Below are 22,890 nucleotides of genomic sequence, written 5' to 3'. Positions count from 1 at the left end.
AACTGGAGACATAACCGAGATGACGCAGCCGAACGATTCCGCTTCTTCCACCACGACCACGGGCGCGCGCCTGCTCGTCGATGCGCTCGTCGCCAACGAGGTGACGCGCGTGTTCTGCGTGCCGGGCGAGAGCTACCTCGCGGTGCTCGACGCGCTGCACGACGTCACCGACCGCATCGAAACGGTGGTGTGCCGTCACGAAGCGGGCGCTGCGAACATGGCGGAAGCGGTCGGCAAGCTCACCGGCAAGCCCGGCATCGCGTTCGTCACGCGCGGCCCCGGCGCCACGCACGCCTCGATCGGCGTGCACACGGCCTTCCAGGACTCCACGCCGATGATCCTGCTGATCGGCCAGGTGGCGCGCGAACAGATGGACCGCGAGGCCTTCCAGGAGATCGACTACCGGCGCATGTTCGGCCAGATGGCGAAGTGGGTCGCGCAGATCGACGACCCGCGCCGCGTGCCCGAATACCTGAGCCACGCGTTTCATGTGGCGACCTCGGGCCGGCCCGGTCCGGTGGTGATCGCGCTGCCCGAGGACATGCTGAGCGAACCGTTCCCCGCCGCGCAGGCGCAAGTCGTGGCGCCCGCCGCGCAGCGCGTGCAGGCCTCGCCCTCGGCCGTGCAGATGGAACGCTTACGCACGCTGCTCGCGAACGCGAAAAAGCCGTTCGTGATTGCAGGCGGCCACGGCTGGACGCCCGAGGCGTGCGCCGATCTGCAACGCTTCGTCGAGAACTGGCACCTGCCCATCGGACTCGCGTTCCGCTTCCAGGACACGCTGAACAACGATCACCCGAACTACGCGGGCGACGTGGGTCTCGGCGTGAATCCGGCGCTCGCGCAGCGCATCCGCGAGGCAGACGTGCTGCTCGTGCTCGGCCCGCGCCTCGGCGAAGCGACGACGGGCGGCTATGCGCTCTTCGACATCCCGAAGACGAAGCAGACGTTGATCCACGTTCACCAGGGCGCGGAAGAACTGGGCCGCGTCTATGCGGCCGATCTGCCCATCGTCTCGGGCCTGCCCGAAATCGCGGCGCAGCTCGCGGCACTCGATGCCCCGGCGAGCTCCGTATGGAGCGGCGCCGCCGAAGAGGCGCACCGCGCGTATCTCGCCTGGCGCGAGCCGCGGCCCATGCCCGGCGACGTGCAACTGGGCGACGTCATGCAGCAGCTGCGCGCGCGCCTGCCCGACGACGCGATCATCACGAACGGCGCCGGCAACTACGCCACCTGGCTGCATCGTCATTACGCGTACCGCCATTTCCGTTCGCAGCTTGCGCCCACGAGCGGCGCGATGGGTTACGGCGTGCCCGCGGCCATCGCGGCGAAATCGCTCTACCCTTCGCGCACGGTGGTCGCGCTCGCCGGCGACGGCTGCTTCATGATGTCGTCGCAGGAGCTCGCCACGGCCATGCAGTACGGCCTGGCGGTGGTGTTCATCGTCGTGAACAACAGCCATTACGGCACGATCCGCATGCACCAGGAGCGCCACTATCCGGGCCGCGTGCACGGCACGCAGCTCACGAATCCGGATTTCGCGGCCTTTGCGCAGTCGTTCGGCGCGCACGGCGAAACGGTGGAATCGACGGCTGCATTCCTGCCCGCGCTGGAGCGCGCATTGAATGCAGGGCGCCCGGCGCTCATCGAAATTCGCATTCCGAAGAATGCGAGCACGCCGACCGCCACGCTCGAGCAGATTCGCGACGCGGCGCTGAAGGCTTAGCACCCAAACAGCCCGCAAACGGCCCGCACAAAGAAAAACCCCTGCAGGAACGCATTCCTGCAGGGGTTTTTTGACTTTCGCACGTGGACGAAAGGCGGTGCACCGCCCTTCGCTCACGCCGCGAGGCGCGTTACTTGCCGCCCACGCTTTGCAGCGTCGTCCACTTGCCGTCGACAACCTTGTACAGCGTGATGCCGCCGTTCTTCAGGTCGCCCTGGTTGTCGTACGCCAGATCCTTCGTCGTCACGGCCGGCATGCTGGTCTTCGCGAGGAACGGCAGGTACTTGGCCGGATCCGTCGAGTTCGCCGCCTTCATCGCCGCGAACATCGCCATCGCGCCGTCGTAGGCGTACGGCGAGTAGGTCTGGACGTCTTCGCCGAAGCGCTTCTTGTACTTCTCGACGTAGTCCTTGCCACCCGGCATTTCGTCCAGCGGCAGGCCGGCGAGCGAAGCCACCGTGCCGTTCGCCGCGTCACCCGCGATCTGCAGGAAGGTCGGCGTGTGCACCATTTCGCCGCCCATCAGCGGGGCCTTGATGCCGAGCGACTTCATCTGCTTGACCATCGGCGCCGCTTGCGAGTCCGCGCCGCCGTAGTAGATCAGATCCGGGTTTTGCGCCTTCAGCTTGGTCAGGATCGACTTGAAGTCCACGGCCTTGTCGTTCGTGTACTCGCGGTCGATGATCGTGCCGCCGGCGGCCTTCGCGGCCTTCGAGAACTGGTCGGCGAGACCCTGGCCGTAGGCCGTGCGGTCGTCCACCACGGCGATCTTCTTCATGCCGAGCTGCTTGACTGCGAACGTGCCCGCCACCGAACCTTGCTGCGTGTCCGAGGTCATCATGCGGAACGTGGTCTTGAAGCCCTGTTGCGTGTACTCGGGCGCCGTCGCCATGGCGATTTCCGGAATGCCGGCGTTCGCGTAGATGCGCGAAGCGGGAATCGTCGTGCCCGAATTGAAGTGGCCGAGCATGCCCTTGATGCCGTCGTCGACGAGCTTCTGCGCGACGGTCGTGCCCGTGCGCGGGTCAGCCTGGTCGTCGGCCGAGTCCAGCACGAAGTGCACCGGCTTGCCGCCGATCACCGGTTTGGTGGCGTTGATGTCTTCCACGGCGAGCGTGATGCCGTTCTGGAAGTCCTTGCCGTAGTGGGCCTGCGCGCCCGTCATCGGGCCTGCGAAACCGATCTTGACGTCCTCCGCCTGCTGCGCGTGCGCGGTCCCCGCCAGCGACATGGCCGCGACGATCGCGGCGCCTGCCAGCTGCTTCATGGTGTGTTGCATAGCTTCTCCTTGATACCAGGTATGGATGGAGCGGCTTCGGGCCGGGGGCTTTGCCGCTTCCTTTTGTCCTGAGACGACCGGACGAATTATGGCCTTAGCTCAACCGATCGTCATCAGATTTGCATTGCCGCCGGCCGCGGCGGTGTTCACGCTGACCGAACGCTCGGTGAGGAGACGTTCGAGGGCGTAATCTTCGTCGCCGTTCGCGAGCGCGTGAGCCGCCACGCCCTGCACCGAAACAATCGGGCCTGGGCGCTTCGCGACTTCCTTCACGAGGGCGAGCAGCTCGTCGCTGTCCCCTTCGAAGAGGACGGCGTCGTATTGCGCGTCGGCGCCCTTTTGCACCGCGGCGTAGGCCTTCAGCGATGCCGGCAGCGCCTGCACGAGCGCCTCGCCTGCCGCGCCCGAGAAGAGCGCGCGGTTGCCGGTTGCCAGCACCACGGCGAGTTGCGCGCGGGCGCCCGTTGCCGTCGAGGGCACGCACAGCACCGTGCCGCGCGCCGAAAGCGTGTAGGTGTTGCGCTCGCCCGTGGGGCCGGGCAGCACGGCGGTGGCGCCGGCCAGCACGTATTCGAGGTAGCCCTCGCAGCGGGCGGCCAGCGCGGGTTCGCGCTCGGCGATCAGCCAGTCGCGCAGCGCGGCGAGCGCCGAATGGGCCGACTGCGGCGCCGACTGCGAACGCTCCGCATTTTCGCCGCCTGCGCCGTTGGCACTGTTGGCACCGTTCGCGCCGCCTTGCGGCGCATCGACCACGAGTGCCGCCGTAAGCGACTTCGGCAAACCGGCCGGACGCGTCGCGAGCAGACGCGACAGATAGAGCGCGCCACCGGCCTTCGGACCCGTGCCCGAAAGCCCTTCGCCGCCGAACGGCTGCACGCCCACCACGGCGCCGATCACATTGCGGTTCACGTAGATGTTGCCCACGTGCGCGCGGCCGACCACGTGCGCGATGGTCTCGTCGATACGCGTATGAATGCCGAGCGTGAGGCCGTAGCCCGTGCCGCGAATCTGTTCGAGCAGGCGGTCGAGCTGGCTGCGGCGATAGCGGATCACGTGCAGCACCGGGCCGAACACTTCGCGCTTAAGTTCGTCGAGGCTCTCCACTTCGATGAGCGTCGGCGGCACGAACGTGCCTGACGCACAGCCGTCGGGCAGCGGCAGCTGCATGACCTTGCGGCCCTTCTCGCGCATCGCTGCGACGTGCGTGTCGATGCCGCGTTTCGCTTCCACGTCGATCACGGGGCCGACATCGGTCGAGAGACGATCAGGATTGCCAATCGACAGTTCCTTCATCGCCCCGGTGAGCATTTCGAGCGTGCGCTCGGCCACGTCGTCCTGCAGGCACAGCACGCGCAGCGCCGAGCAGCGCTGGCCGGCCGAGTCGAACGCGCTTTGCAGCACGTCGGCCACCACCTGCTCCGCGAGCGCCGACGAATCGACGATCATCGCGTTCTGGCCGCCGGTTTCGGCGATCAGCGGGATCGGGCGGCCTTCGGAGTCGAGGCGCTCCGCGAGCTTCTTGTTGATGAGGCGCGCGACTTCGGTCGAGCCCGTGAACATCACGGCGCGGGTGCGCGTGTCGCCGACGAGGGCCGCGCCCACGGTTTCGCCGTCGCCGGGCAGCAGTTGCACGGCACCGGCCGGCACGCCGGCTTCGCGCAGGATGCGCACGGCCTGGGCGGCGATCAGCGGCGTCTGCTCCGCGGGCTTCGCGAGCACCGTGTTGCCGGCGGCCAGCGCCGCGGCCACCTGACCCATGAAGATCGCGAGCGGGAAGTTCCACGGGCTGATGCAGACCACCGGGCCGAGCGGGCGATGCGTGTCGTTCGAGAACTCGTCGCGGATCTGCGTGGAGTAGTAGCGCAGGAAATCGACGGCCTCGCGAATCTCCGCCACCGCGTTCGGCAGCGACTTGCCGGCTTCGCGCACGATCAGGCCCATGAGCGTATGCATCTGCGCTTCGAGCAGGTCGGCGGCGCGGGCGAGGCAGTCGGCGCGCGCTTCCACGGGCGTGGCCTGCCAGATCGGCGCGGCGGCCACCGCGTGCGCGAGCGCGGCGCTCACGTGCTCGGCGCTCGCTTCGACCACGGTGCCCACGAGGTCGCGGTGATCGGCGGGGTTGCGCACTTCGCGCGCGTCGCCCACGGCGATCTCGTTGTCTTCGAGCATCGGCGCCGCGCGCCAGTGGTGATGCGCGCTCGCGAGCAGCGCCGACGAGAGCGACGCGAGGCGATGCTCGTTCGACAGATCGAGGCCCATCGAGTTGAGGCGCTCGCTGCCGTACAAATCGCGCGGCAGGGGAATCTTCGTGTGCGGCGCGCCCGGCGGCACGACCTTCGCGGCATCGTCCACGGGATTCGTGACCAGCTCGCTCACCGGAATGCTTTCGTCGGCGATGCGGTTCACGAACGAGGTGTTCGCCCCGTTTTCCAGCAGGCGGCGCACGAGGTACGCGAGCAGCGTTTCATGCGTGCCGACCGGCGCATAGACGCGGCACGGACGGTTGAGCTTGCCGGCCGAGAGCGGACCCGTGACCTCTTCGTAGAGCGGCTCGCCCATGCCGTGCAGGCACTGGAACTCGTACTGGCCAGGATAGTAGTTCTGACCCGCGAGGTGGTAGATCGCCGAAAGCGTGTACGCGTTGTGCGTGGCGAACTGCGGATAGACGGCGTCGGGCGCGCCCAGCAGCTTCTTCGCGCAGGCGAGGTACGAGACGTCGGTGTAGATCTTGCGCGTATAGACCGGATAGCCTTCGAGGCCGTCCACCTGGGCGCGCTTGATTTCGGAATCCCAGTAGGCGCCCTTCACGAGGCGCACCATGATGCGGTGACGGCTGCGGCGCGCGAGATCGACGATGTAGTCGATCACGAACGGGCAGCGCTTCTGGTACGCCTGCACCACGAAGCCGATACCGTTCCAGCCTTGCAGCTCGGGATCGAAACAGAGCGCTTCGAGCAGGTCGAGCGAAAGTTCGAGGCGGTCGGCTTCTTCGGCGTCGATATTGAGGCCGATGTCGTAGCGGCGCGCGAGGATCGCGAGCGAGCGCACGCGCGGCAGCAGCTCGCTCATCGTGCGTTCCTGCTGCGCGCGCGAATAACGCGCATGCAGCGCCGAGAGCTTGATCGAGATGCCCGGGCCTTCGTAGATGCCGCGGCCGCCCGCGGCCTTGCCGATCGCATGGATGGCCTGTTCGTACGACGCGTAGTAGCGCTGCGCGTCGGCTTCGGTCGTGGCCGCCTCGCCGAGCATGTCGTACGAGTAGCGGAAGCCGCGCGCTTCGAACTTGCGGCTGTTCGCGAGCGCTTCGGAAATGTTTTCACCCGTGACGAACTGCTCGCCCATCAGGCGCATGGCCATGTCCACGCCCTTGCGGATCAGCGGCTCGCCGCCCTTGCCGATCATGCGCGTGAGCGCCGACGAAAGCCCCGTCTCGCTGTTCGTGGTGACGAGCTTGCCGGTGATCATGAGACCCCAGGTGGCCGCGTTCACGAAAAGCGACGGCGCGTGGCCCACGTGCGATTTCCAGTCGCCCTTGCTGATCTTGTCGCGGATGAGCGCGTCGCGCGTGGCGCGATCGGGAATGCGCAGCAGCGCTTCGGCGAGGCACATCAGCGCCACGCCTTCCTGGCTCGACAGCGAGAACTCGTGGATCAGCCCTTCCACGCCGCCGCCCGTGCGCTTCGCGCGCAGCGTTTCGACCAGACGCGTGGCGAGCTTCGTCACGTCGCCCGTGAGGTTGGCGGGCAGGCGCGCTTCGCCGATCAGGAACGGCACGCACTCCGGCTCGGGACGGCGATACGCCGCCGTAATCGCCGCGCGCAGCACCGACTGCGGTTGCACGTTCTGCGCGAATTCGAGGAAGGGGTGCGACGCCGCTTCGTCCTCGGCATCGACGGTGGCGCCGTCGGCCAGATCGGTAGCACCGACGTGGCCCGACAGTTCGGCGGGCAACTGGCCATGTTCGATCTTTTCCAGGTAGGCGAAGATGGCCTGCTTGATGAGCCAGTGCGGCGTGCGCTCGAGGCGCGTGGCGGCGTCTTTCAGCCGGGAGCGGAGGAGGTCGTCAACCTTGACGCCGAGGGTGGTGCTAGCCATGTTTCCTTCGTATGCCGGCTGATCCGCACCGGCCAAAGACAAAAAAGTTGGCGAATCGTAACCCTCCAATTAAAAAGGTGCAACCATCCTTTTAAGATGGTTGCACCACTCTGAAGCCCTTGTGGCGCCGGGGTTTGCGCCGGATCCGCGCCAGCCGGGCGCCGCCGGTTGCGCTCAGTATTTTCCCTGGCCCAAACTTTTTTTGACAACCCTTATCGAAACCGCCGCCGCGCCGTTATACATAGCGTAACTACGGGGAAAGCAGTCATTACAAGCGGTGGGGTCTTGAAATGGAAAAAGTCTTGGTGGTGGCGGGGATCTGGAGCATGTGCGCGTTGTGTGCCGTCCTGTTCATACGCGGTGCGACGGCGCCGGCCATGCGGCGGGTGAAGGTGGACGAGGCCGAAAGAGCCGATACGGTCCAGTGATTGCGGCCGTGGGGGAAAGGCCAGAGCGCGAGGCGCTCCGGGTCAGGCCGATTCAGGCCGATCAGGCACGCTGAAGCGGGATCGAAAACGCTCAGGCGCGGGCAACGAACTGCCCGCAGTAATCGCCCGGCGAAACCAGCCGGTCGTGAAGCCCGCACAGGCGGCTTGCGGCCACGCTCGCGCCAAAACCCGAACTGAACACGATCAGGCCGGCAACGCGCTGCTCCAGCACGTGCCGGTCGTCCTCGCGATGGGCGCAGCGCGCGCACGCCGGTGCGGCGGGCGGTGCTACCGCTGCCGTCGCGGCCATCGCTGCCGTCTCGTGAAAGCCGGCCGCCTCGTCGAAGCCGGCGGCCTCGCGCAGAAGCGCCGCGCGCCGCGCCACCTTGCTCATCGCGAGGCCAGCCCGAGGCTGTTCCAGTACGGCGCGAACAAATGTGCGGAGAGCGCATAGCCCAGCACGATATTGACCGCGACGCCCGCCGTGAAGGCGAGGAACGGCTTCGTGCCGGTGGCGGAAAGCGCGCGCAGCCGCGTGGTGAGCCCGATGCTCAGAAAGCAGAACGTGAACGCCCAGGTGCGCAGTGCCGTGATCGGCGCGACGAATTCGGGCGTGACCACCTTGCGGTAATCGGCGAGCGAGTAGTGACTCGCAATCCACGTCACCAGCGCCGAGGCGACCACGAAACCGATCACGAACTTCGGAAAGCGCGCCCAGATTTCTCGGACATCGGCTTTCGCCTTCACGCCGCTCTCGTCGGTTTCCCAGCGCGTTGTCGCGACGAGCGCGAGCAGGAAAGCCCAGATGCCGATCCAGATATCGCGCCCCACCACCTTCATCAGCGTGAACGCCTGCACCGAAGCCTCGGGTGCGCCCGCAATCGCCCCGGCGGCGTGCTTCGCGAAGTCGCCATAGGCCTGGGCCGCGGCGATGCCGGCGGCGTCGGCGAATTCCGAGGTGCCGATCCACGCCCCCGCCACGGCGGTCGAAAGACCGAGCGAGCGCGAGGCGAACGGCAGCACGAAGATCATCACGATGGCCCAGAGCACGACGAGCGTGATCGCCACCGAAGCCTGCTCGCGCTTCGCCCGCACGGCCCCGGCGATCGCGATGGCCGCCGAGACGCCGCACACCGCCCCGCCTACGCCGAGCACGGCGGCAAAACGCTTGTCGAGGCCGAGCGCACGTCCCGCGAGAAAGATCACGAAGAACGTGACGAGCGAGACGATGGAAGCCTGGCCAACCGCCACCGGGCCCGCCCAGACGAGCAGCGTGAACGGCAGCGTCGCGCCGAGCAGCACGATACCCACCTTGATATAGAACTCCACGCGCAGGCCCGCCTGGAACCACTCGGGCAGCGTGAACACGTTCGAGATCACGAGGCCGAGCGCCAGCGCGACGAGCGGCGGCTCCAGGTTCAGGCGCGAGGCGCTGGTCCATGCGCCCACGGTGAAGATGAGCGTGGCGGCGACGAAGAGGATCAGGAACGCGGGCAGGAAGTGCGCAAGACGCTGCCTGAGCGCCGCGAGGCTCACGCCGAACAGCACGGCAAAGACGACGAAAAGCGCGACGTAGTTCGGCAGATGACGCACGAGGTCGGCGCCGGCCTGGCCGATATCGGACCACTTCGCCGGCGCGACGGCGAGCCACTTGATGCTGCTGCCGCTCGCAAAAAGCGCCCAGGCGACGACGATGACGAACAGGCCGATCCAGACGGCCCACCAGTCCTCGGTGGAAAAGAGTCCGCCGCCGCGCGAAGTCGTGGTCGTCGTAGCTGTCGTGCCCGACTGCGGGGGTTGCGCCGGCGCGTGGCCTGCCGGCAAGGTGTGATTGGTGTCGCTCATTGCGTCATGCCCCTGGTGGTAGAGATGCCCCGGCACGGCGCGTCGGTATCGAGCGAAATTGTTGTTAAAACCGTGCCGATTACGCGAAATATAGGCGTGTCGATTCGGAAAGCGAAACGATCATTCGCTCTATGGATATGAGGGAAAGTGATGGAGCGGGCCGCGTCGAAGGAACCACCGACGTGCCCGCCCAGCCGCTAGATGTCGAGCGGATCGACTTCGAGATTCCAGCGCAGCACGCCGCGCATCGATCTCAGCACCGGCTGCCAGGCGCGCAGCGTGGCCTGGAGCGCCGCGCGCGACTGGCTTTCGACGAGCAGCTGCGCGCGATGGACGTTCATGACTTTCACGATCGTCAAGGGCACCGCGTCGTAGGCGGTCACGCGCCCGGCCGCGGGAATGTCGCTCAACGCGGCAGCGGCCTCGCCGAGAAACGCCAGCGCCGCTTCGAGGGTGCGCCCTTCGGCGCGCAGCAGCGCCTGATAGACGAACGGCGGCAGATGCGCGTCGCGCCGCTCCGCGAGCTGCGCGTTCGCGAAACCCACGTAGTCGTGGCGCGCCAGCGCGTGATAAAGCGCGTGACGCGGGTAGCGCGTCTGCACCATGACCTCGCCGGGCAGGCCGGCGCGCCCCGCGCGGCCGCTCACCTGCATGAGCTGCGCGAAGAGGCGCTCGCTCGCGCGGAAGTCGTGGGAAAAGAGCGCATTGTCGGCATTGATCACGCCCACCAGCGAGACGCGCTGAAAGTCGTGCCCCTTCGCGATCATCTGCGTGCCGACGAGGATATCGACGTCGCCCGCGTGCACATCCGAGAAAAGCGCCTGGGCGCTGCCCTTGCGGCGCGTGCTGTCGGCGTCGATGCGCAGCACGCGCGCGCCCGGCACCGCGCTCGCGAGCGCTTCCTCGATGCGCTGCGTGCCGCGCCCCATCGGCGCGATATCGACGTTGCCGCAGTCGGGACACGAGCGCGGAATGCGCGATTCCCAGCCGCAGTGATGGCAGCGCAATGCGTGCTCGGGCTTATGCAGCACCACGTAGGCGCTGCAGCGCGGACAGCCCGCCACCCAGCCGCAGGCGTCGCACGAGAGCACCGGCGCATAGCCGCGCCGGTTCAGGAACACGAGGCTCTGCTCGCCGCGCTCGAGCCGCGTCTTCATGGCCGCGACGAGCGGCCCCGAGAGGCCCTCGAAGGATGCCCGGCCGCGCCGCCGCTCTTCTTCGAGGTCGATGAGACGCACGGCGGGCAGCACGGCGTCCGCCACCGCGCGCCGCGCGAGCGTGAGGCGCGTGTAGCGGCCCTGCTCCGCCTGCCACCAGCTTTCGAGCGACGGCGTCGCCGAGCCGAGCACCACCGGAATCTCCAGTTGCTTCGCCCGCCACACGGCCAGATCGCGCGCCGAATAACGCAGGCCTTCCTGCTGCTTGTAGGCCGGGTCGTGCTCCTCGTCCACCACGATCATGGCGAGGCGCGGCAGCGAGGCGAGCACCGCGAGCCGCGTGCCGAGCACGATGCGCGCGCGGCCCGTGTGCGCGGCGAGCCAGTTGCGCGCGCGCTCGCCTTCGGCGAGGCCGCTGTGGAGCGTGACGATGGCGTCGTCGGCGAGGGTCGCGGCGAAGCGCGTACGGAACGCCGCCTCGAACTGCGGCGTGAGATTGATTTCGGGAACGAGGACAAGCGCCTGCGCATCGGGCTCGCGCTCGAGCAGCGCGGCAAGCGAGCGCAGATAAACCTCGGTCTTGCCGCTGCCGGTCACGCCGTGCAGCAGGAACGGCGCGAAACCACGGGCGGCGACGATCGCTTCGACCGCGTCGGCCTGCTCATCGCTCAACTTCGGGATCGGGACGTTGTCCCCGGTCGCAGGCGGGCTCGCCGCTCCCGATGCGGCGCGCGCGCCGAACTCGACGCGCTCGTATTCCACCCAGCCCGCCTCGTGCCAGCTTTCCAGTGTCGGCACTGCTTTCGGGTGCAGCGCCCGGGCGTCGGCGACATCGAGCTCACCCCGCTCGGCCAGCGCCTGCGCGAGCCGCCGCAGCGCCTGGGCACGGGCGGGCAGCGCGTCGGGCAGCGCCGCGCGGCCCGCCGGCAAGAGCCGATAGCGCTCCTCGGGGGCAAGCAGCCGCTCCCAGCGCGACGGATCGCGCAACGCCTGCGGCAAGGCGGGCAGCGCGACCTCACCCAGACCGCGCTGATAGTAATCCGCGGCGAACCCCGCGAGCGCGAGCCATTCGGCGGAAAGCGGCGGGCAGGCGGCACACACGGCGCCGACGTCGCGCAGCTTGTTAGCCGGGACTTCACTGTGTGCGCTCACTTCGCAAACAAGGCCAACCACGTCACGCCGGCCGAACGGCACGCGCACGAGCATCCCCGGCTGTGGCGCGGGGGCCTCCGCGGGATAGCGGTAGTCGTAAAGCGTCGGTAGCGGATGATCGAGCGCGACGCGGACGAACCCCGCGCTCACGGGTTTCTCCCAGGCGCCGTCTGTGCGCCACCGCATATGGGGCCGCACTTAAAGTAATACTTCACATTCCGCGCTAAGTTTTGGATTCCGCAGAACAATCGTGCCCCCAGCCGCGTGCCTGTGGATAACTTTGTTGAGAACTTGCCGCCGGCGCGCCGCTGGGGCCGCCGCATGGCCGTTGTGTTGGATGGCACACAAATCGCCGTGGAGCGCCGAAAGCCTTGTCTGTCAAGGGTTCGATTGTCAAATCGACGCCCACATTCTGCTGGAGCGGCAATTTTTTCCTCTTGCGCGCCGCAACGAGACAAGTGTGCATAAGTCAAGTCTTGACATCGGCGAAAGGGCGTCTGGATGGCCGTTTCGGCCCTGCTCCACCCTGACGCCCAGAGCCCACCACATTGCGCCGCAACAAAAACGTCACCGAATCCGCCTGCGCGCCGGTCAGCGCGCCTGATACCTCGCTGGATACTTCGCCTGGTACTTGTTTGCTACTGGTTTATTACTTGATACCGGCGTGGAGGGCCCGGCTGTGGCGATGCACCTCGTCCACCAGTTCCGCGACATGCTCCGGCGGCGTGAACTGCGAAATGCCGTGGCCGAGGTTGAAGACGTGGCCCGGATGGGCGCCGAAGCTCTCGAGGACGGCGCGCGCCTCGGCACGAATCGCAGCAGGCGAGGCGAACAGCACCGTCGGATCGAGATTGCCCTGCAGGGCGACGCGGCTGCCCACGCGCTCGCGTGCGCGGCCCAGGTTCACGGTCCAGTCGAGACCCACGGCATCGACGCCGGTTGCCGCGATCTCGTCGAGCCAGAGGCCGCCGCCCTTGGTGAACGTGATGACCGGCACGCGTTCGCCGTCATGCTCGCGCTTGAGGCCGGCGACGACCTGCTCGATGTACTTCAGCGAGAAACGTTGATAGGCGCCGTCTGCGAGCGCGCCGCCCCAGGTGTCGAAAATCATGACGGCCTGGGCGCCCGCTTCGATCTGCGCATTGAGATAAGCGGCCACGGCCTGCGCATTCACTTCGAGAATGCGCTGCATCAGGTCCGGCCGCGCGTACAGCATCGACTTCACCGTGCGGAAGTCGTCCGAGCCGCCGCCTTCGACCATGTAGCACGCGAGCGTCCATGGGCTGCCCGAGAAACCGATCAGCGGCACGCGCTGGCGTCCTTGTGCGTCGGTGAGCGCGCGACGGATCTCGCGCACGGCGTCGGTCACATAACCCAGCGTCGCGCCGATGTCAGGCACCGCGAGCTTCGCGACGTCGGCTTCCGTGCGCAGCGGATGCGCGAACTTCGGACCCTCGCCTTGCTGGAACGAGAGGCCGAGGCCCATGGCATCGGGAATCGTCAGAATGTCGGAGAACAGGATGGCGGCGTCGAGCGGGAAGCGTTCGAGCGGCTGCAGCGTGACTTCGGTCGCGTAGTCGGGGTTCTTCGCAAGCCCCAGAAAACTGCCGGCGCGGCTGCGCGTGGCGTTGTACTCCGGCAGGTAGCGGCCCGCCTGGCGCATCAGCCAGATCGGCGTGTACTCGGTCGGCTGGCGCAGCAGCGCGCGCAGGAAGGTGTCGTTCAGAAGGGTGTGAGCCACGGGCGGGAGCGCTTCACGCGCATCAGAATTCAGGAGCAAGCGTTCATTTTACCGGAGCGGGCGCGCGTCGATGGCGGTGATGGGCGGCATAACCGGCGCGCGGACGCCATCGGGTCAGCCGCGGCTTAACCGCCGCGCATGCGCAAGCTATCATCGAACGGCTTTCCAGATTCTTACATTGTCCCGGTTCGAGGAGACTCCATGAAGAAGAACAAGACCGCCGCGGTCCGCGCCGTTGCTGCCCTCGCCCTGCTCTGCGCCGGCGCCCAGGTGCCGCCGGCCAGTGCGCAGAGCGCAGCCGCAGTGGCGCCCGCCCCGTCCCGGCTCGACGACGTGATCGCGCGCGGCACGCTGCGCGCCTGCACGACCGGCGACTACAAGCCCTATTCGTACTACCGACCGGACGGCACGTTCGAAGGCATCGACATCGACATGACGGAGTCGCTTGCGAAGTCGCTGGGCGTGAAGGCCGAGTTCGTGAAGACGACGTGGTCGAACCTCATGAGCGACTTCCTCGCGAAATGCGACGTAGCGGTGGGCGGCGTTTCCACTTCGCTCGAGCGCCAGAAGCGCGCGTTCTTCACCGAGCCGTATCAGGTGGATGGCAAGGTTCCCATCGTGCGCTGCGACGACGTGGCCCAATATCAAACCGTCGCGCAGATCGACCAGCCCTCCACGCGCGTGATCGTGAATCCTGGCGGCACCAATGAACGCTTCGCGCGGCAGTTCCTGCCGCACGCGGCGCTCACGGTGTACCCCGACAACGTGACCATCTTCAAGCAGATCCTCGCGGGCAAGGCCGACGTGATGGTCACCGATGCCTCCGAGACGCTGCTGCAGCAAAAGCTCAATCCGGGCCTGTGCTCGGTGCATCCGGACCAACCGTTCCAGTATGGCGAGAAGGCATGGATGGTGCCGCGCGGCGACGTGGTGTTCCAGCAATACGTCGATCAATGGCTGCATCTGCTGCATGCGAGCGGCGAATACCAGACCATCTCCGACAAGTGGCTAAAGTAAGGCGGATGAAATGGCATGGCCGAAGCAGGCGGCCCGATGTCCGGTACGCCTGCCGCATCGCGTATTAAATGGCGAGAAGAGTTGCAACGGGGCATTGCAGTGTTTTGCGAAAACATGACTCGAATAAAGCGCGCTGAGCCGCCGCAATGCCATTCGCATTCATGCACGGCATGCATGCTTTTCGGTGTGCCGATCGTCGAATGCCCATGAGGCGGACATTCGCTCATGCACCGCGAATTACGCCGACGAATACGCTATGAACCCGTCTGTTCGGTAGCGCACACAGCGGTAAAAATGACCCCGCGATAACGATCAGGATGGCAAAAAATCCCGCAGAGCCTTATCTGGCGGGCGTTACAACCTGAAACACTTTGTTACCGCCAACCCCCATTAATTCGCCCACAATGCCTTCAACGGTTTCAACACGGATGTGGCAGGTGTCAGTGTGAGCGGACACAAATCACCGGCCGGTCGGCGTCATGCCGAAGCCCTTTCAAGGGGCATCCTTGTTGGAGCCGTGACCGGCGTCGTGTAGCACGTCACACACCCGGCTCCTCCTTTGGTCTCCTCGCGCTAACCCCGTAGCGTGTGGTTTTTAGCGGGCTCCAGGCCCGCTTTTTTTTCGTCCGCCTTTTTCTCCCTCAGTGCGTCTGCGCCGGGCCGGCATAGCCGGGACTATCGCCATGCCCCTTCGCTGCGACACTCAATTGTTCGGTCTCCCGATTATCCTCAAGAGATAGCGCCTGGCGTGCCGGCAAGGCACACCAGAGGCCCAGGCATCATGCCGTCTTTTGCTCGTTGAGCTTCAGCTCCTCGATCATGCGTGCACGCATGACGAACTTCTGCGCTTTGCCTGTGACCGTCATCGGCAGTTCGTCCATGAAGCGGATGTACTTCGGGATCTTGTAGTGGGCAATCTGCCCCTGGCAGAAGGCCTGAATGTCCTCGGCGCTGGCCGCTTCGCCCGGACGCAGGACGATCCACGCGCAGACCTCCTCGCCGTACTTCGCATCGGGCACGCCGAACACCTGCACGCTCTGCACCTTCGGATGCCGGAACAGGAATTCCTCGATCTCGCGCGGATAGATGTTCTCGCCGCCGCGGATCAGCATGTCTTTCAGGCGGCCCACGATGTTGCAGTAGCCGTCGGTGTCGAGCGTCGCGAGGTCGCCGGTGTGCATCCAGCCGTCGACGATCGACTCGGCCGTTTTCGCATCGTCGCCCCAGTAGCCGCGCATCACCGAATAGCCCTTCGTGCACAGCTCGCCCGTTTCGCCCACGGGCACCACGTTGCCGAGCGGATCGACGATCTTCACCTCCAGATGCGGCTGGATGCGTCCCACCGTGGTCGTGCGCTTGTCGAGCGGGTCGGTGGTGGAACTCTGGAACGACACTGGGCTCGTCTCCGTCATGCCGTAGGCAATCGTGATTTCGGCAAGATGCATCTTCGAGACGACGCGCTTCATCGTTTCGATCGGACAAGGCGAGCCGGCCATGATCCCCGTGCGCAGGCGCGAGAGATCGAAGCGCGCGAAGTCGGGATGATCGAGCTCCGCGATGAACATGGTGGGCACGCCGTGCAATGCCGTGCAATGCTCTTCGGAAACGGCTTCGAGCGTCGCGCGCGGGTCGAACGCCTCGCCGGGGAACACCATGTTCGCGCCCACGGACACGCAGGCCAGCACCGCGAGCACCATGCCGAAGCAGTGATAGAGCGGCACCGGAATGCACAGCGAATCCGCCTCGCTCAGACGCATCGCCATGGCGATGTAGCGGCCGTTGTTGACGACGTTGCGGTGCGTGAGCGTCGCGCCCTTCGGATTGCCGGTCGTGCCGCTCGTGAACTGGATGTTGATCGGGTCGTCGGCGTCGAGCGTGGCGCCCAGAGCGTCGAGTTCCGCGCGGCCGTTCCGGGCGAGCCGCTCACGCCCGAGCTCGATCACTTCGCTGAAGTTGAGCATGCCGGGCGTTTCGCTGTCGCACATGCGTATCACGGCACGCAGTTCGGGCAGCTTCGCCGCATGCAGATCGCCGGGCCTCGCATCCGCGAGCTCGGGCGCCAGCGCCTGCAGCATCTCCAGGTATTTCGAGGTCTTGAAGCTCTCGGCCGCGACGATCGCCTTGCAGCCGACCTTGTTCAGCGCGTATTCGAGCTCGGCGAGCCGATATGCGGGATTGATGTTGACGAGCACGGCGCCGATGCGCGCAGTCGCAAACTGGGTGAGGAGCCACTCGACCCGGTTCGCGGACCAGATGCCGACGCGGTCGCCCTTGCCGATGCCAATCGCGAGAAACGCCGCGGCCAGCACATCGACTTCTTCGGCGAATTCGCGCCAGTTCCAGCGGATGCCCTGCTCGCGAAACACCACGGCCGGCCGCTCCGGAAACCGCGTTGCCGTCTCCCACAGGAAAGCGCCGATGGTGGCGTCGGAAAGCGGTGTGTCGGCCGTACCACGGACGTAGGACAGTCCGTCTTTCGGCGCGACGAGCGCTTCGCGCGCACCTGCTGCATCGATTGCGTCGATTGCCATGCTGGCCGTCTCCCCGGGAGTCTGGCTCCCGTTTGAAATGTATTTGAAAACCGATTTTGCGCCCGTCCCCTGGGCTGCGGCATCAAGTTTTACCCGCAGCGCATGGGTCACGAACCGGCACGAAGCACTCGCTATTGCCATCCTCGAAGGCATGATTTCGCATTACCTTTCCGTAAACGTCAAGTGATTCTTAAAAGTCATTCAAACGGGAGGCGCAAAGAAAAAGGGCTCCCGTACAGGAGCCCTTTTCACTTCGCACGATACGGCGCGGCGCGCAAGCGCCAGCCGTGTGTGCGCCAGCTTAATGCTGGTTCATTTTCCGCAGACGGTGGATCGCCGCGAGTTGCGCCACTGCGTAGGCCAGTTCAGCCTGCGCCGTTGCGTACTCGAGGTTCGAACCGGAATTCTGCAGTGCTTCTTCAGCGCGCTTGCGCGCTTCTTCGGCCTTCGCTTCGTCGAGATCCGCACCGCGGATGGCCGTATCGGCCAGCACCGTCACGACGCCCGGTTGCACTTCGAGAATGCCGCCGGCGACGAACACGAACTCTTCTTCGTCGTTTTCCGCGACGATACGCACGGCACCCGGACGGATCCGCGTGATCAGCGGCGTGTGGCCCGGCAGAATGCCCAGTTCACCGGCTTCACCCGGAAGCGCGATGAACTTCGCCCGGCCCTCGAAGATGCTCTCTTCGGCGCTGACGACGTCTACCTTGATGGTTGCTGCCATATGTGTCGACTCCTGTCGATCGGAGTCGGCGCTTCAGCGCTGACCCCGATCCCATGCACGGCTCGTTGAGCAGGTTGCGTGGGGCGAGACGCTTCGCGAACGAAGCCCTGCGCCCCTTTTCGGCAACTCAACCCTTACTGGATCTTCTTGGCCTTTTCGAAGGCTTCGTCGATCGTGCCGACCATGTAGAACGCCTGCTCCGGCAGGTGATCGCACTCGCCGTCGACAATCATCTTGAAGCCGCGGATCGTTTCCTTCAGCGGCACGTACTTGCCCGGCGAGCCCGTGAAGACTTCCGCGACGTGGAACGGCTGCGACAGGAAACGCTGGATCTTGCGCGCGCGGGCGACGGCCAGCTTGTCTTCCGGCGACAGTTCGTCCATGCCCAGAATCGCGATGATGTCGCGCAGTTCCTTGTAGCGCTGGAGCGTCTGCTGCACGCGGCGCGTGATCGAGTAGTGCTCTTCGCCGATCACGTTCGGGTCGATCTGGCGCGAGGTCGAGTCGAGCGGATCCACTGCGGGGTAGATACCGAGCGAGGCGATGTCACGCGAAAGCACGACCGTTGCGTCGAGGTGGCCGAAGGTCGTCGCGGGCGACGGGTCGGTCAAGTCGTCCGCAGGGACGTACACGGCCTGAACCGACGTGATCGAGCCCTTCTTCGTGGACGTGATGCGCTCTTGCAGCTTGCCCATTTCTTCAGCCAGCGTCGGCTGATAGCCCACTGCCGACGGCATACGGCCGAGCAGTGCCGACACTTCGGTACCGGCCAGCGTGAAACGGTAGATGTTGTCGACGAAGAACAGCACGTCGAGGCCTTCGTCACGGAAGTACTCGGCCATCGTCAGGCCGGTCAGCGCGACGCGCAGACGGTTGCCCGGCGGCTCGTTCATCTGGCCGTACACCAGCGCGACCTTGTCGAGAACGTTCGAGTCCTTCATTTCGTGGTAGAAGTCGTTGCCCTCACGGGTACGCTCGCCCACGCCCGCGAACACGGAGAAGCCGCCGTGTTCCTTCGCGATGTTGTTGATGAGCTCCATCATGTTGACGGTCTTGCCCACGCCTGCACCGCCGAACAGACCCACCTTGCCGCCCTTGGCGAACGGGCAGACCAGGTCGATCACCTTGATGCCGGTTTCGAGCAGTTCCGCGGACGGCGAGAGCTCGTCGAACGCCGGCGCCTTCTGGTGGATCGCGCGCTTCGTTTCGCTGACGATCGGGCCCGCTTCGTCAATCGGGCGGCCCAGCACGTCCATGATGCGGCCGAGCGTCGGCTTGCCGACCGGCACGCTGATCGGCTCGCCCGTGTTCTTCACCACGGTGCCGCGGCGCAGGCCGTCCGACGCACCCAGACAGATGGTGCGCACGACGCCGTCGCCAAGCTGCTGCTGCACTTCGAGGGTCAGTTCCGTGCCTTCGAGAATCAGTGCGTCGTAGATCTTCGGCATGTGCTCACGCGGGAACTCCACGTCGATCACGGCGCCGATGCACTGTACGATCTTGCCTTCCGGCAAAGCAGTTGTACTCATCGATTTTCCTTTCAATACCTGAATTCTTCAGTCGCGCAAAGGCGCAGTCTCGAGCCGGGTTCCCGTCCGCTTACACGGCGGCGGCGCCGCCGACGATCTCCGACAGTTCTTTCGTGATCGCGGCCTGCCGGCTCTTGTTGTACGACAGCTGCAGTTCGCTGATCACCGTCTTGGCGTTGTCCGACGCGGCCTTCATCGCGACCATGCGCGCGGACTGCTCCGACGCCATGTTTTCCGCGACCGCCTGGTACACCAGCGCCTCGACGTAACGCACGAGCAACTCGTCGACGACCAGTTGCGCATCCGGCTCGTAGATGTAATCCCACGATGCTTTCGGCGTGCCCTCTTCGGCGTCAAAGTCTTCTGACGACAGCGGCAGCAGCTGCTCGATCACCGCTTCCTGCTTCATCGTGTTGACGAAGCGCGTGTACGCGAGATAGACAGCCGACAGCTTGCCTTCCGAATACAGATCGAGCTGCGCCTTCACGGCACCGATCAACTTTTCGAGGTGCGGCGTGTCGCCGAGCTGCACAGCCTGCGAGACCACCTTCGCACCGAGACGGTTCAGGAAACCGAGGCCCTTGCTACCGATCGCGGTGGCTTCGACCTTCACGCCCTTGTCGTCCAGCTCCTTGAGCTTGTGCAGCGTCGCGCGCAGCACGTTGGTGTTCATCCCGCCGCACAGACCCTTGTCGGTCGTGACGAGGATGAGACCAGCCGACCCGGCGCCTTCGTTCGGTGTCATGAACGGATGGCGGTACTCCAGGTTTGCACGGCTCATGTGCGCGGCGATGGCGCGGACCTTGTCGGCATACGGGCGAGCCGCGCGCATGCGTTCCTGGGCGCGGCGCATCTTCGATGCGGCCACCATCTCCATCGCCTTCGTGATCTTGCGCGTGTTTTGCACGCTCTTGATCTTGCCGCGAATTTCCTTCATTCCAGCCATAGCTTGCTCCTTTGTCGACCCGGGTCAGCGCTTGCGTGCCAACCCGAGTCCCAGTCCGTTTATCGTCTTGGATTCCCGGACGGATCAGTATGCGCCGGACTTCTTGAAGTCCTTGATCGCAGCGTGCAGCGCGTTTTCGTCGTCCTTCGACAGATCCTTGGTGTCCTCGATACGCTTCACGAGGTCAGCATGGCTCGTCTTCAGGTATTCGCGCAGGCCCTTTTCGAACGGCAGAACGTCCTTCACTTCGAGGTCGTCGAGGTAGCCGTTGTTCGCCGAGAAGAGCGCCACGGCCAGCTCCCACACCTGCAGCGGCTGGTACTGCGGCTGCTTGAGCAGTTCCGTCACGCGGCGGCCGCGCTCGAGCTGCTTGCGGGTCGCTTCGTCGAGGTCCGAGGCGAACTGCGCGAACGCTGCCAGTTCACGGTACTGCGCGAGGTCGGTACGGATACCGCCCGACAGCTTCTTGATGACCTTCGTCTGAGCCGCACCGCCCACACGCGAGACCGACACGCCGGCGTTGATAGCCGGGCGGATACCCGCGTTGAAGAGGTCGGTTTCCAGGAAGATCTGGCCGTCGGTAATCGAAATCACGTTCGTCGGAACGAATGCCGTGACGTCGCCTGCCTGCGTTTCGATGATCGGCAGCGCGGTGAGCGAACCCGTCTTGCCCTTCACTTCGCCGTTCGTGAACTTCTCGACGTACTCGGCCGACACGCGCGCAGCGCGCTCGAGCAGACGCGAGTGCAGATAGAACACGTCGCCCGGATAAGCTTCACGGCCCGGCGGACGGCGCAGCAGCAGCGAGATCTGGCGATACGCCCAGGCTTGCTTGGTCAGATCGTCATAAATGATCAGCGCGTCCTGGCCGCGGTCGCGGAAGTATTCGCCCATCGTGCAGCCCGAGTACGGCGCGAGGTACTGCAGCGCGGCCGATTCCGAAGCCGAAGCGGCCACGACGATCGTGTACTCCATCGCGCCCGTTTCTTCGAGCTTGCGCACCACGTTCTGGATCGACGAAGCCTTCTGGCCGATCGCGACGTAGATACAGATGAGGTTCTTGCCCTTTTGGTTGATGATCGTGTCGACGGCCACCGCGGTCTTGCCGCACTGACGGTCGCCGATGATCAGCTCACGCTGGCCACGGCCGATCGGCACCATCGAGTCGATCGACTTGAGGCCCGTCTGCATCGGCTGCGACACGCCTTCACGCCAGATCACGCCCGGGGCGATCTTTTCGATGGCGTCGGTCAGCTTCGCGTTGACCGGGCCCTTGCCGTCGATCGGGTTGCCGAGCGGATCGACCACGCGGCCGATCAGTTCCGGGCCGACCGGCACTTCCAGAATGCGTCCCGTCGTCTTGACGATGTCGCCTTCCGAGATGTGCTCGAATTCGCCCAGAATCACCGCGCCGACCGAGTCGCGCTCGAGGTTCAGCGCGAGGCCGAAGGTGTTGCCCGGGAATTCGAGCATTTCACCCTGCATCACGTCCGACAGGCCGTGGATACGCACGATACCGTCGGTCACGGAGATCACGGTGCCCTGGTTGCGAACGTCTGCGCTCGCTTCAAGGCCCTGGATCCGGCTCTTGATCAGCTCGCTGATCTCAGAGGGATTGAGTTGCATTATTCGCTCCTGATGTTCAATTCTGTTGCGTGCCAGCCATGGCGCGCGATCAATGCGCTCAGGCGGTCAGTGCGACCTGCATGCTGGCGAGCCGCGCGCGGACCGAGCTATCGAGCACTTCATCGCCGACCGTGACGCGCACGCCACCGATGAGCGACTTGTCGACTTCAACCGTGGGCTTCAGCTTGCGTTTGAACTTGTGTTCGAGGTTGGCCACGAGGTCGTTCAACTGTGCGCCTTCGAGCGGAAACGCGCTGACGATCAGTGCGTCGGCTGCGCCCTCTTTGGCGTTCTTGAGCGATTCGAACTGCGCGTGGATCTGCGGCAGCAGCTCCAGACGATGACCCTCGACCAGCATCTGCACGAGGTTCTTCGCCTCGGCGCTGTCCTTGAGCGGCGACTTCACCGCCGACAGCAGCAGATCGACGACCTGGGCGTGGCTCACTTTCGGGCTCGACGCGACCGACAGCACCTCGGGCAAGGCCGCAACCTGCGCCAGCTCCGCGACGAGCGAGGACCAGGCAGCGACGTCACCGGCTTCGGCCACGCCGAACAGGGCTTCTGCGTACGGGCGGGCGATGGTTGCAAGTTCCGCCATGATCAGAGCTCGGCTTTCAGTTGATTCAGCAGGTCGGCGTGTGCCGACTGGTCGACTTCGCGCTTCAGGATCTGCTCGGCGCCCTGCACGGCGAGTGCAGCCACTTCCGCGCGCAAACCTTCGCGCGCCTTGATGACCTGCTGCTCGGCGTCGGCCTTCGCCTGGGCGACGATGCGCGACGCTTCCGCGTGCGCCTGGCCCTTGATTTCCTCGGCGAGTGCCTGCGCGCGCTTTTCGGCGTCGGCGATTCGCTGCTGGCCGTCAACACGGGCCTGCGCCAGTTCCTGCTCGACGCGCTTGTGCGCCGCAGCCAGTTCCTCTTGCCCCTTCTCAGCGGCCGACAAACCGTCGGCAATCTTCTTCGAGCGCTCGTCGAGGGCGTTGACCATCGGCGGCCACACGAACTTCATCGTGAACCACGCGAGGATCAGGAACACGATCAATTGCGCAAACAGGGTTGCGTTGAGATTCACGGTGTTTCCTTCCAAACGTT

General features: G+C 65.5%; 17 protein-coding genes. 4 read left to right on the top strand and 13 right to left on the bottom strand.

All coding sequences use genetic code 11. The annotated features are described in order from the left end of the window. The first annotated feature begins 19 nt into the window (after window positions 1–19). A complete protein-coding gene (locus U5760_RS08065) occupies window positions 20–1,726 on the top strand; it encodes a thiamine pyrophosphate-binding protein (protein ID WP_322010879.1) in 1,707 nt (568 codons plus the stop codon). A 130-nt stretch (window positions 1,727–1,856) separates the two neighbouring features. On the opposite strand, the gene U5760_RS08060 is transcribed toward U5760_RS08065, so the two are convergent. After that, complete coding sequence (locus tag U5760_RS08060; RefSeq protein WP_322010877.1) at window positions 1,857–3,005, bottom strand: branched-chain amino acid ABC transporter substrate-binding protein; 1,149 nt, start codon at window positions 3,003–3,005, stop codon at window positions 1,857–1,859. Between the two features lie 99 nt (window positions 3,006–3,104). Next, window positions 3,105–7,100 (bottom strand): trifunctional transcriptional regulator/proline dehydrogenase/L-glutamate gamma-semialdehyde dehydrogenase, encoded by a 3,996-nt coding sequence (gene putA, locus U5760_RS08055; RefSeq protein WP_322010875.1) that lies wholly within the window; start codon window positions 7,098–7,100, stop codon window positions 3,105–3,107. A 290-nt stretch (window positions 7,101–7,390) separates the two neighbouring features. Between putA and U5760_RS08050 the strand changes: the two genes are divergently transcribed. Continuing rightward, the gene (locus U5760_RS08050; protein ID WP_322010874.1) at window positions 7,391–7,528 is read left to right on the top strand and encodes a hypothetical protein; all 138 of its coding nucleotides are present in this window, start codon (window positions 7,391–7,393) and stop codon (window positions 7,526–7,528) included. A gap of 91 nt (window positions 7,529–7,619) precedes the next feature. Here U5760_RS08050 and U5760_RS08045 read toward each other — a convergent pair whose 3' ends face one another. The 4 genes from U5760_RS08045 to hemE form a co-directional block, all read right to left on the bottom strand. Then, on the bottom strand, window positions 7,620–7,922 hold the full coding sequence (locus tag U5760_RS08045; RefSeq protein WP_322010873.1) for a hypothetical protein: 303 nt from the start codon (window positions 7,920–7,922) through the stop codon (window positions 7,620–7,622). After that, the gene (locus U5760_RS08040) at window positions 7,919–9,373 is read right to left on the bottom strand and encodes a YeiH family protein (RefSeq protein ID WP_322010872.1); all 1,455 of its coding nucleotides are present in this window, start codon (window positions 9,371–9,373) and stop codon (window positions 7,919–7,921) included. The genes U5760_RS08045 and U5760_RS08040 overlap by 4 nt, the downstream gene beginning before the upstream one ends. A gap of 197 nt (window positions 9,374–9,570) precedes the next feature. Continuing rightward, on the bottom strand, window positions 9,571–11,868 hold the full coding sequence (locus U5760_RS08035; RefSeq protein WP_322010870.1) for a primosomal protein N': 2,298 nt from the start codon (window positions 11,866–11,868) through the stop codon (window positions 9,571–9,573). A gap of 463 nt (window positions 11,869–12,331) precedes the next feature. Further along, window positions 12,332–13,423: a uroporphyrinogen decarboxylase gene (gene hemE, locus U5760_RS08030; protein WP_322010868.1), complete on the bottom strand. Its 1,092-nt coding sequence runs from the start codon at window positions 13,421–13,423 to the stop codon at window positions 12,332–12,334. Between the two features lie 201 nt (window positions 13,424–13,624). On the opposite strand from hemE, the gene U5760_RS08025 reads away from it, so the two are divergent. Continuing rightward, the gene (locus U5760_RS08025) at window positions 13,625–14,440 is read left to right on the top strand and encodes a transporter substrate-binding domain-containing protein (protein WP_322010867.1); all 816 of its coding nucleotides are present in this window, start codon (window positions 13,625–13,627) and stop codon (window positions 14,438–14,440) included. 779 nt (window positions 14,441–15,219) lie between these two features. Here U5760_RS08025 and U5760_RS08020 read toward each other — a convergent pair. After that, window positions 15,220–16,971 carry an AMP-binding protein gene (locus tag U5760_RS08020; RefSeq protein WP_322010865.1) on the bottom strand — a complete coding sequence of 584 codons (1,752 nt, stop codon included), beginning with the start codon at window positions 16,969–16,971 and terminating at the stop codon, window positions 15,220–15,222. Between U5760_RS08020 and U5760_RS08015 the strand changes: the two genes are divergently transcribed. Continuing rightward, a complete protein-coding gene (locus U5760_RS08015) occupies window positions 16,970–17,158 on the top strand; it encodes a hypothetical protein (protein WP_322010864.1) in 189 nt (62 codons plus the stop codon). The genes U5760_RS08020 and U5760_RS08015 overlap by 2 nt on opposite strands. A 114-nt stretch (window positions 17,159–17,272) precedes the next feature. Here the strand turns inward: U5760_RS08015 and U5760_RS08010 are convergent, their stop codons facing one another. The 6 genes from U5760_RS08010 to U5760_RS07985 all read right to left on the bottom strand — a co-directional run bounded on the left by U5760_RS08010 (window position 17,273) and on the right by U5760_RS07985 (window position 22,870). Then, window positions 17,273–17,698 (bottom strand): F0F1 ATP synthase subunit epsilon, encoded by a 426-nt coding sequence (locus U5760_RS08010; RefSeq protein ID WP_322010862.1) that lies wholly within the window; start codon window positions 17,696–17,698, stop codon window positions 17,273–17,275. A 134-nt stretch (window positions 17,699–17,832) separates the two neighbouring features. Beyond that, window positions 17,833–19,227, bottom strand: coding sequence for a F0F1 ATP synthase subunit beta (gene atpD, locus U5760_RS08005; protein WP_322010861.1), 1,395 nt, complete (start codon window positions 19,225–19,227; stop codon window positions 17,833–17,835). A 70-nt stretch (window positions 19,228–19,297) separates the two neighbouring features. After that, complete coding sequence (atpG, locus tag U5760_RS08000) at window positions 19,298–20,173, bottom strand: F0F1 ATP synthase subunit gamma (RefSeq protein WP_322010860.1); 876 nt, start codon at window positions 20,171–20,173, stop codon at window positions 19,298–19,300. Between the two features lie 84 nt (window positions 20,174–20,257). Then, window positions 20,258–21,799 (bottom strand): F0F1 ATP synthase subunit alpha, encoded by a 1,542-nt coding sequence (gene atpA, locus U5760_RS07995; RefSeq protein ID WP_322010859.1) that lies wholly within the window; start codon window positions 21,797–21,799, stop codon window positions 20,258–20,260. A 58-nt stretch (window positions 21,800–21,857) separates the two neighbouring features. Then, window positions 21,858–22,397, bottom strand: a complete 540-nt coding sequence (locus tag U5760_RS07990) for a F0F1 ATP synthase subunit delta (protein ID WP_322010858.1) — start codon at window positions 22,395–22,397, stop codon at window positions 21,858–21,860. Between the two features lie 2 nt (window positions 22,398–22,399). Next, window positions 22,400–22,870, bottom strand: coding sequence for a F0F1 ATP synthase subunit B (locus U5760_RS07985; RefSeq protein WP_322010857.1), 471 nt, complete (start codon window positions 22,868–22,870; stop codon window positions 22,400–22,402). Window positions 22,871–22,890: the final 20 nt, after the last annotated feature.

Origin of the sequence: Paraburkholderia sp. J12, from assembly GCF_905220215.1 — a bacterium.
In the GTDB taxonomy this organism is placed as follows: Bacteria; Pseudomonadota; Gammaproteobacteria; order Burkholderiales; family Burkholderiaceae; genus Paraburkholderia.
The sequence above is the reverse complement of the archived record's forward strand: the minus strand, read 5'-3'. Positions and strand labels throughout refer to the sequence as shown.

Excerpts from the sequence above, each read along its gene's own strand:
- U5760_RS08065 (WP_322010879.1), top strand. The coding sequence starts at position 20 with ATGACGCAGCCGAACGATTCCGCTTCTTCCACCACGACCACGGGCGCG.
- U5760_RS08060 (WP_322010877.1), bottom strand. The coding sequence starts at position 3,005 with ATGCAACACACCATGAAGCAGCTGGCAGGCGCCGCGATCGTCGCGGCC.
- putA (WP_322010875.1), bottom strand. The coding sequence starts at position 7,100 with ATGGCTAGCACCACCCTCGGCGTCAAGGTTGACGACCTCCTCCGCTCC.
- U5760_RS08050 (WP_322010874.1), top strand. The coding sequence starts at position 7,391 with ATGGAAAAAGTCTTGGTGGTGGCGGGGATCTGGAGCATGTGCGCGTTG.
- U5760_RS08045 (WP_322010873.1), bottom strand. The coding sequence starts at position 7,922 with ATGAGCAAGGTGGCGCGGCGCGCGGCGCTTCTGCGCGAGGCCGCCGGC.
- U5760_RS08040 (WP_322010872.1), bottom strand. The coding sequence starts at position 9,373 with ATGAGCGACACCAATCACACCTTGCCGGCAGGCCACGCGCCGGCGCAA.
- U5760_RS08035 (WP_322010870.1), bottom strand. The coding sequence starts at position 11,868 with ATGCGGTGGCGCACAGACGGCGCCTGGGAGAAACCCGTGAGCGCGGGG.
- U5760_RS08025 (WP_322010867.1), top strand. The coding sequence starts at position 13,625 with ATGAAGAAGAACAAGACCGCCGCGGTCCGCGCCGTTGCTGCCCTCGCC.
- U5760_RS08015 (WP_322010864.1), top strand. The coding sequence starts at position 16,970 with ATGCTGGCCGTCTCCCCGGGAGTCTGGCTCCCGTTTGAAATGTATTTG.
- U5760_RS08020 (WP_322010865.1), bottom strand. The coding sequence starts at position 16,971 with ATGGCAATCGACGCAATCGATGCAGCAGGTGCGCGCGAAGCGCTCGTC.
- U5760_RS08010 (WP_322010862.1), bottom strand. The coding sequence starts at position 17,698 with ATGGCAGCAACCATCAAGGTAGACGTCGTCAGCGCCGAAGAGAGCATC.
- atpD (WP_322010861.1), bottom strand. The coding sequence starts at position 19,227 with ATGAGTACAACTGCTTTGCCGGAAGGCAAGATCGTACAGTGCATCGGC.
- atpG (WP_322010860.1), bottom strand. The coding sequence starts at position 20,173 with ATGGCTGGAATGAAGGAAATTCGCGGCAAGATCAAGAGCGTGCAAAAC.
- atpA (WP_322010859.1), bottom strand. The coding sequence starts at position 21,799 with ATGCAACTCAATCCCTCTGAGATCAGCGAGCTGATCAAGAGCCGGATC.
- U5760_RS07990 (WP_322010858.1), bottom strand. The coding sequence starts at position 22,397 with ATGGCGGAACTTGCAACCATCGCCCGCCCGTACGCAGAAGCCCTGTTC.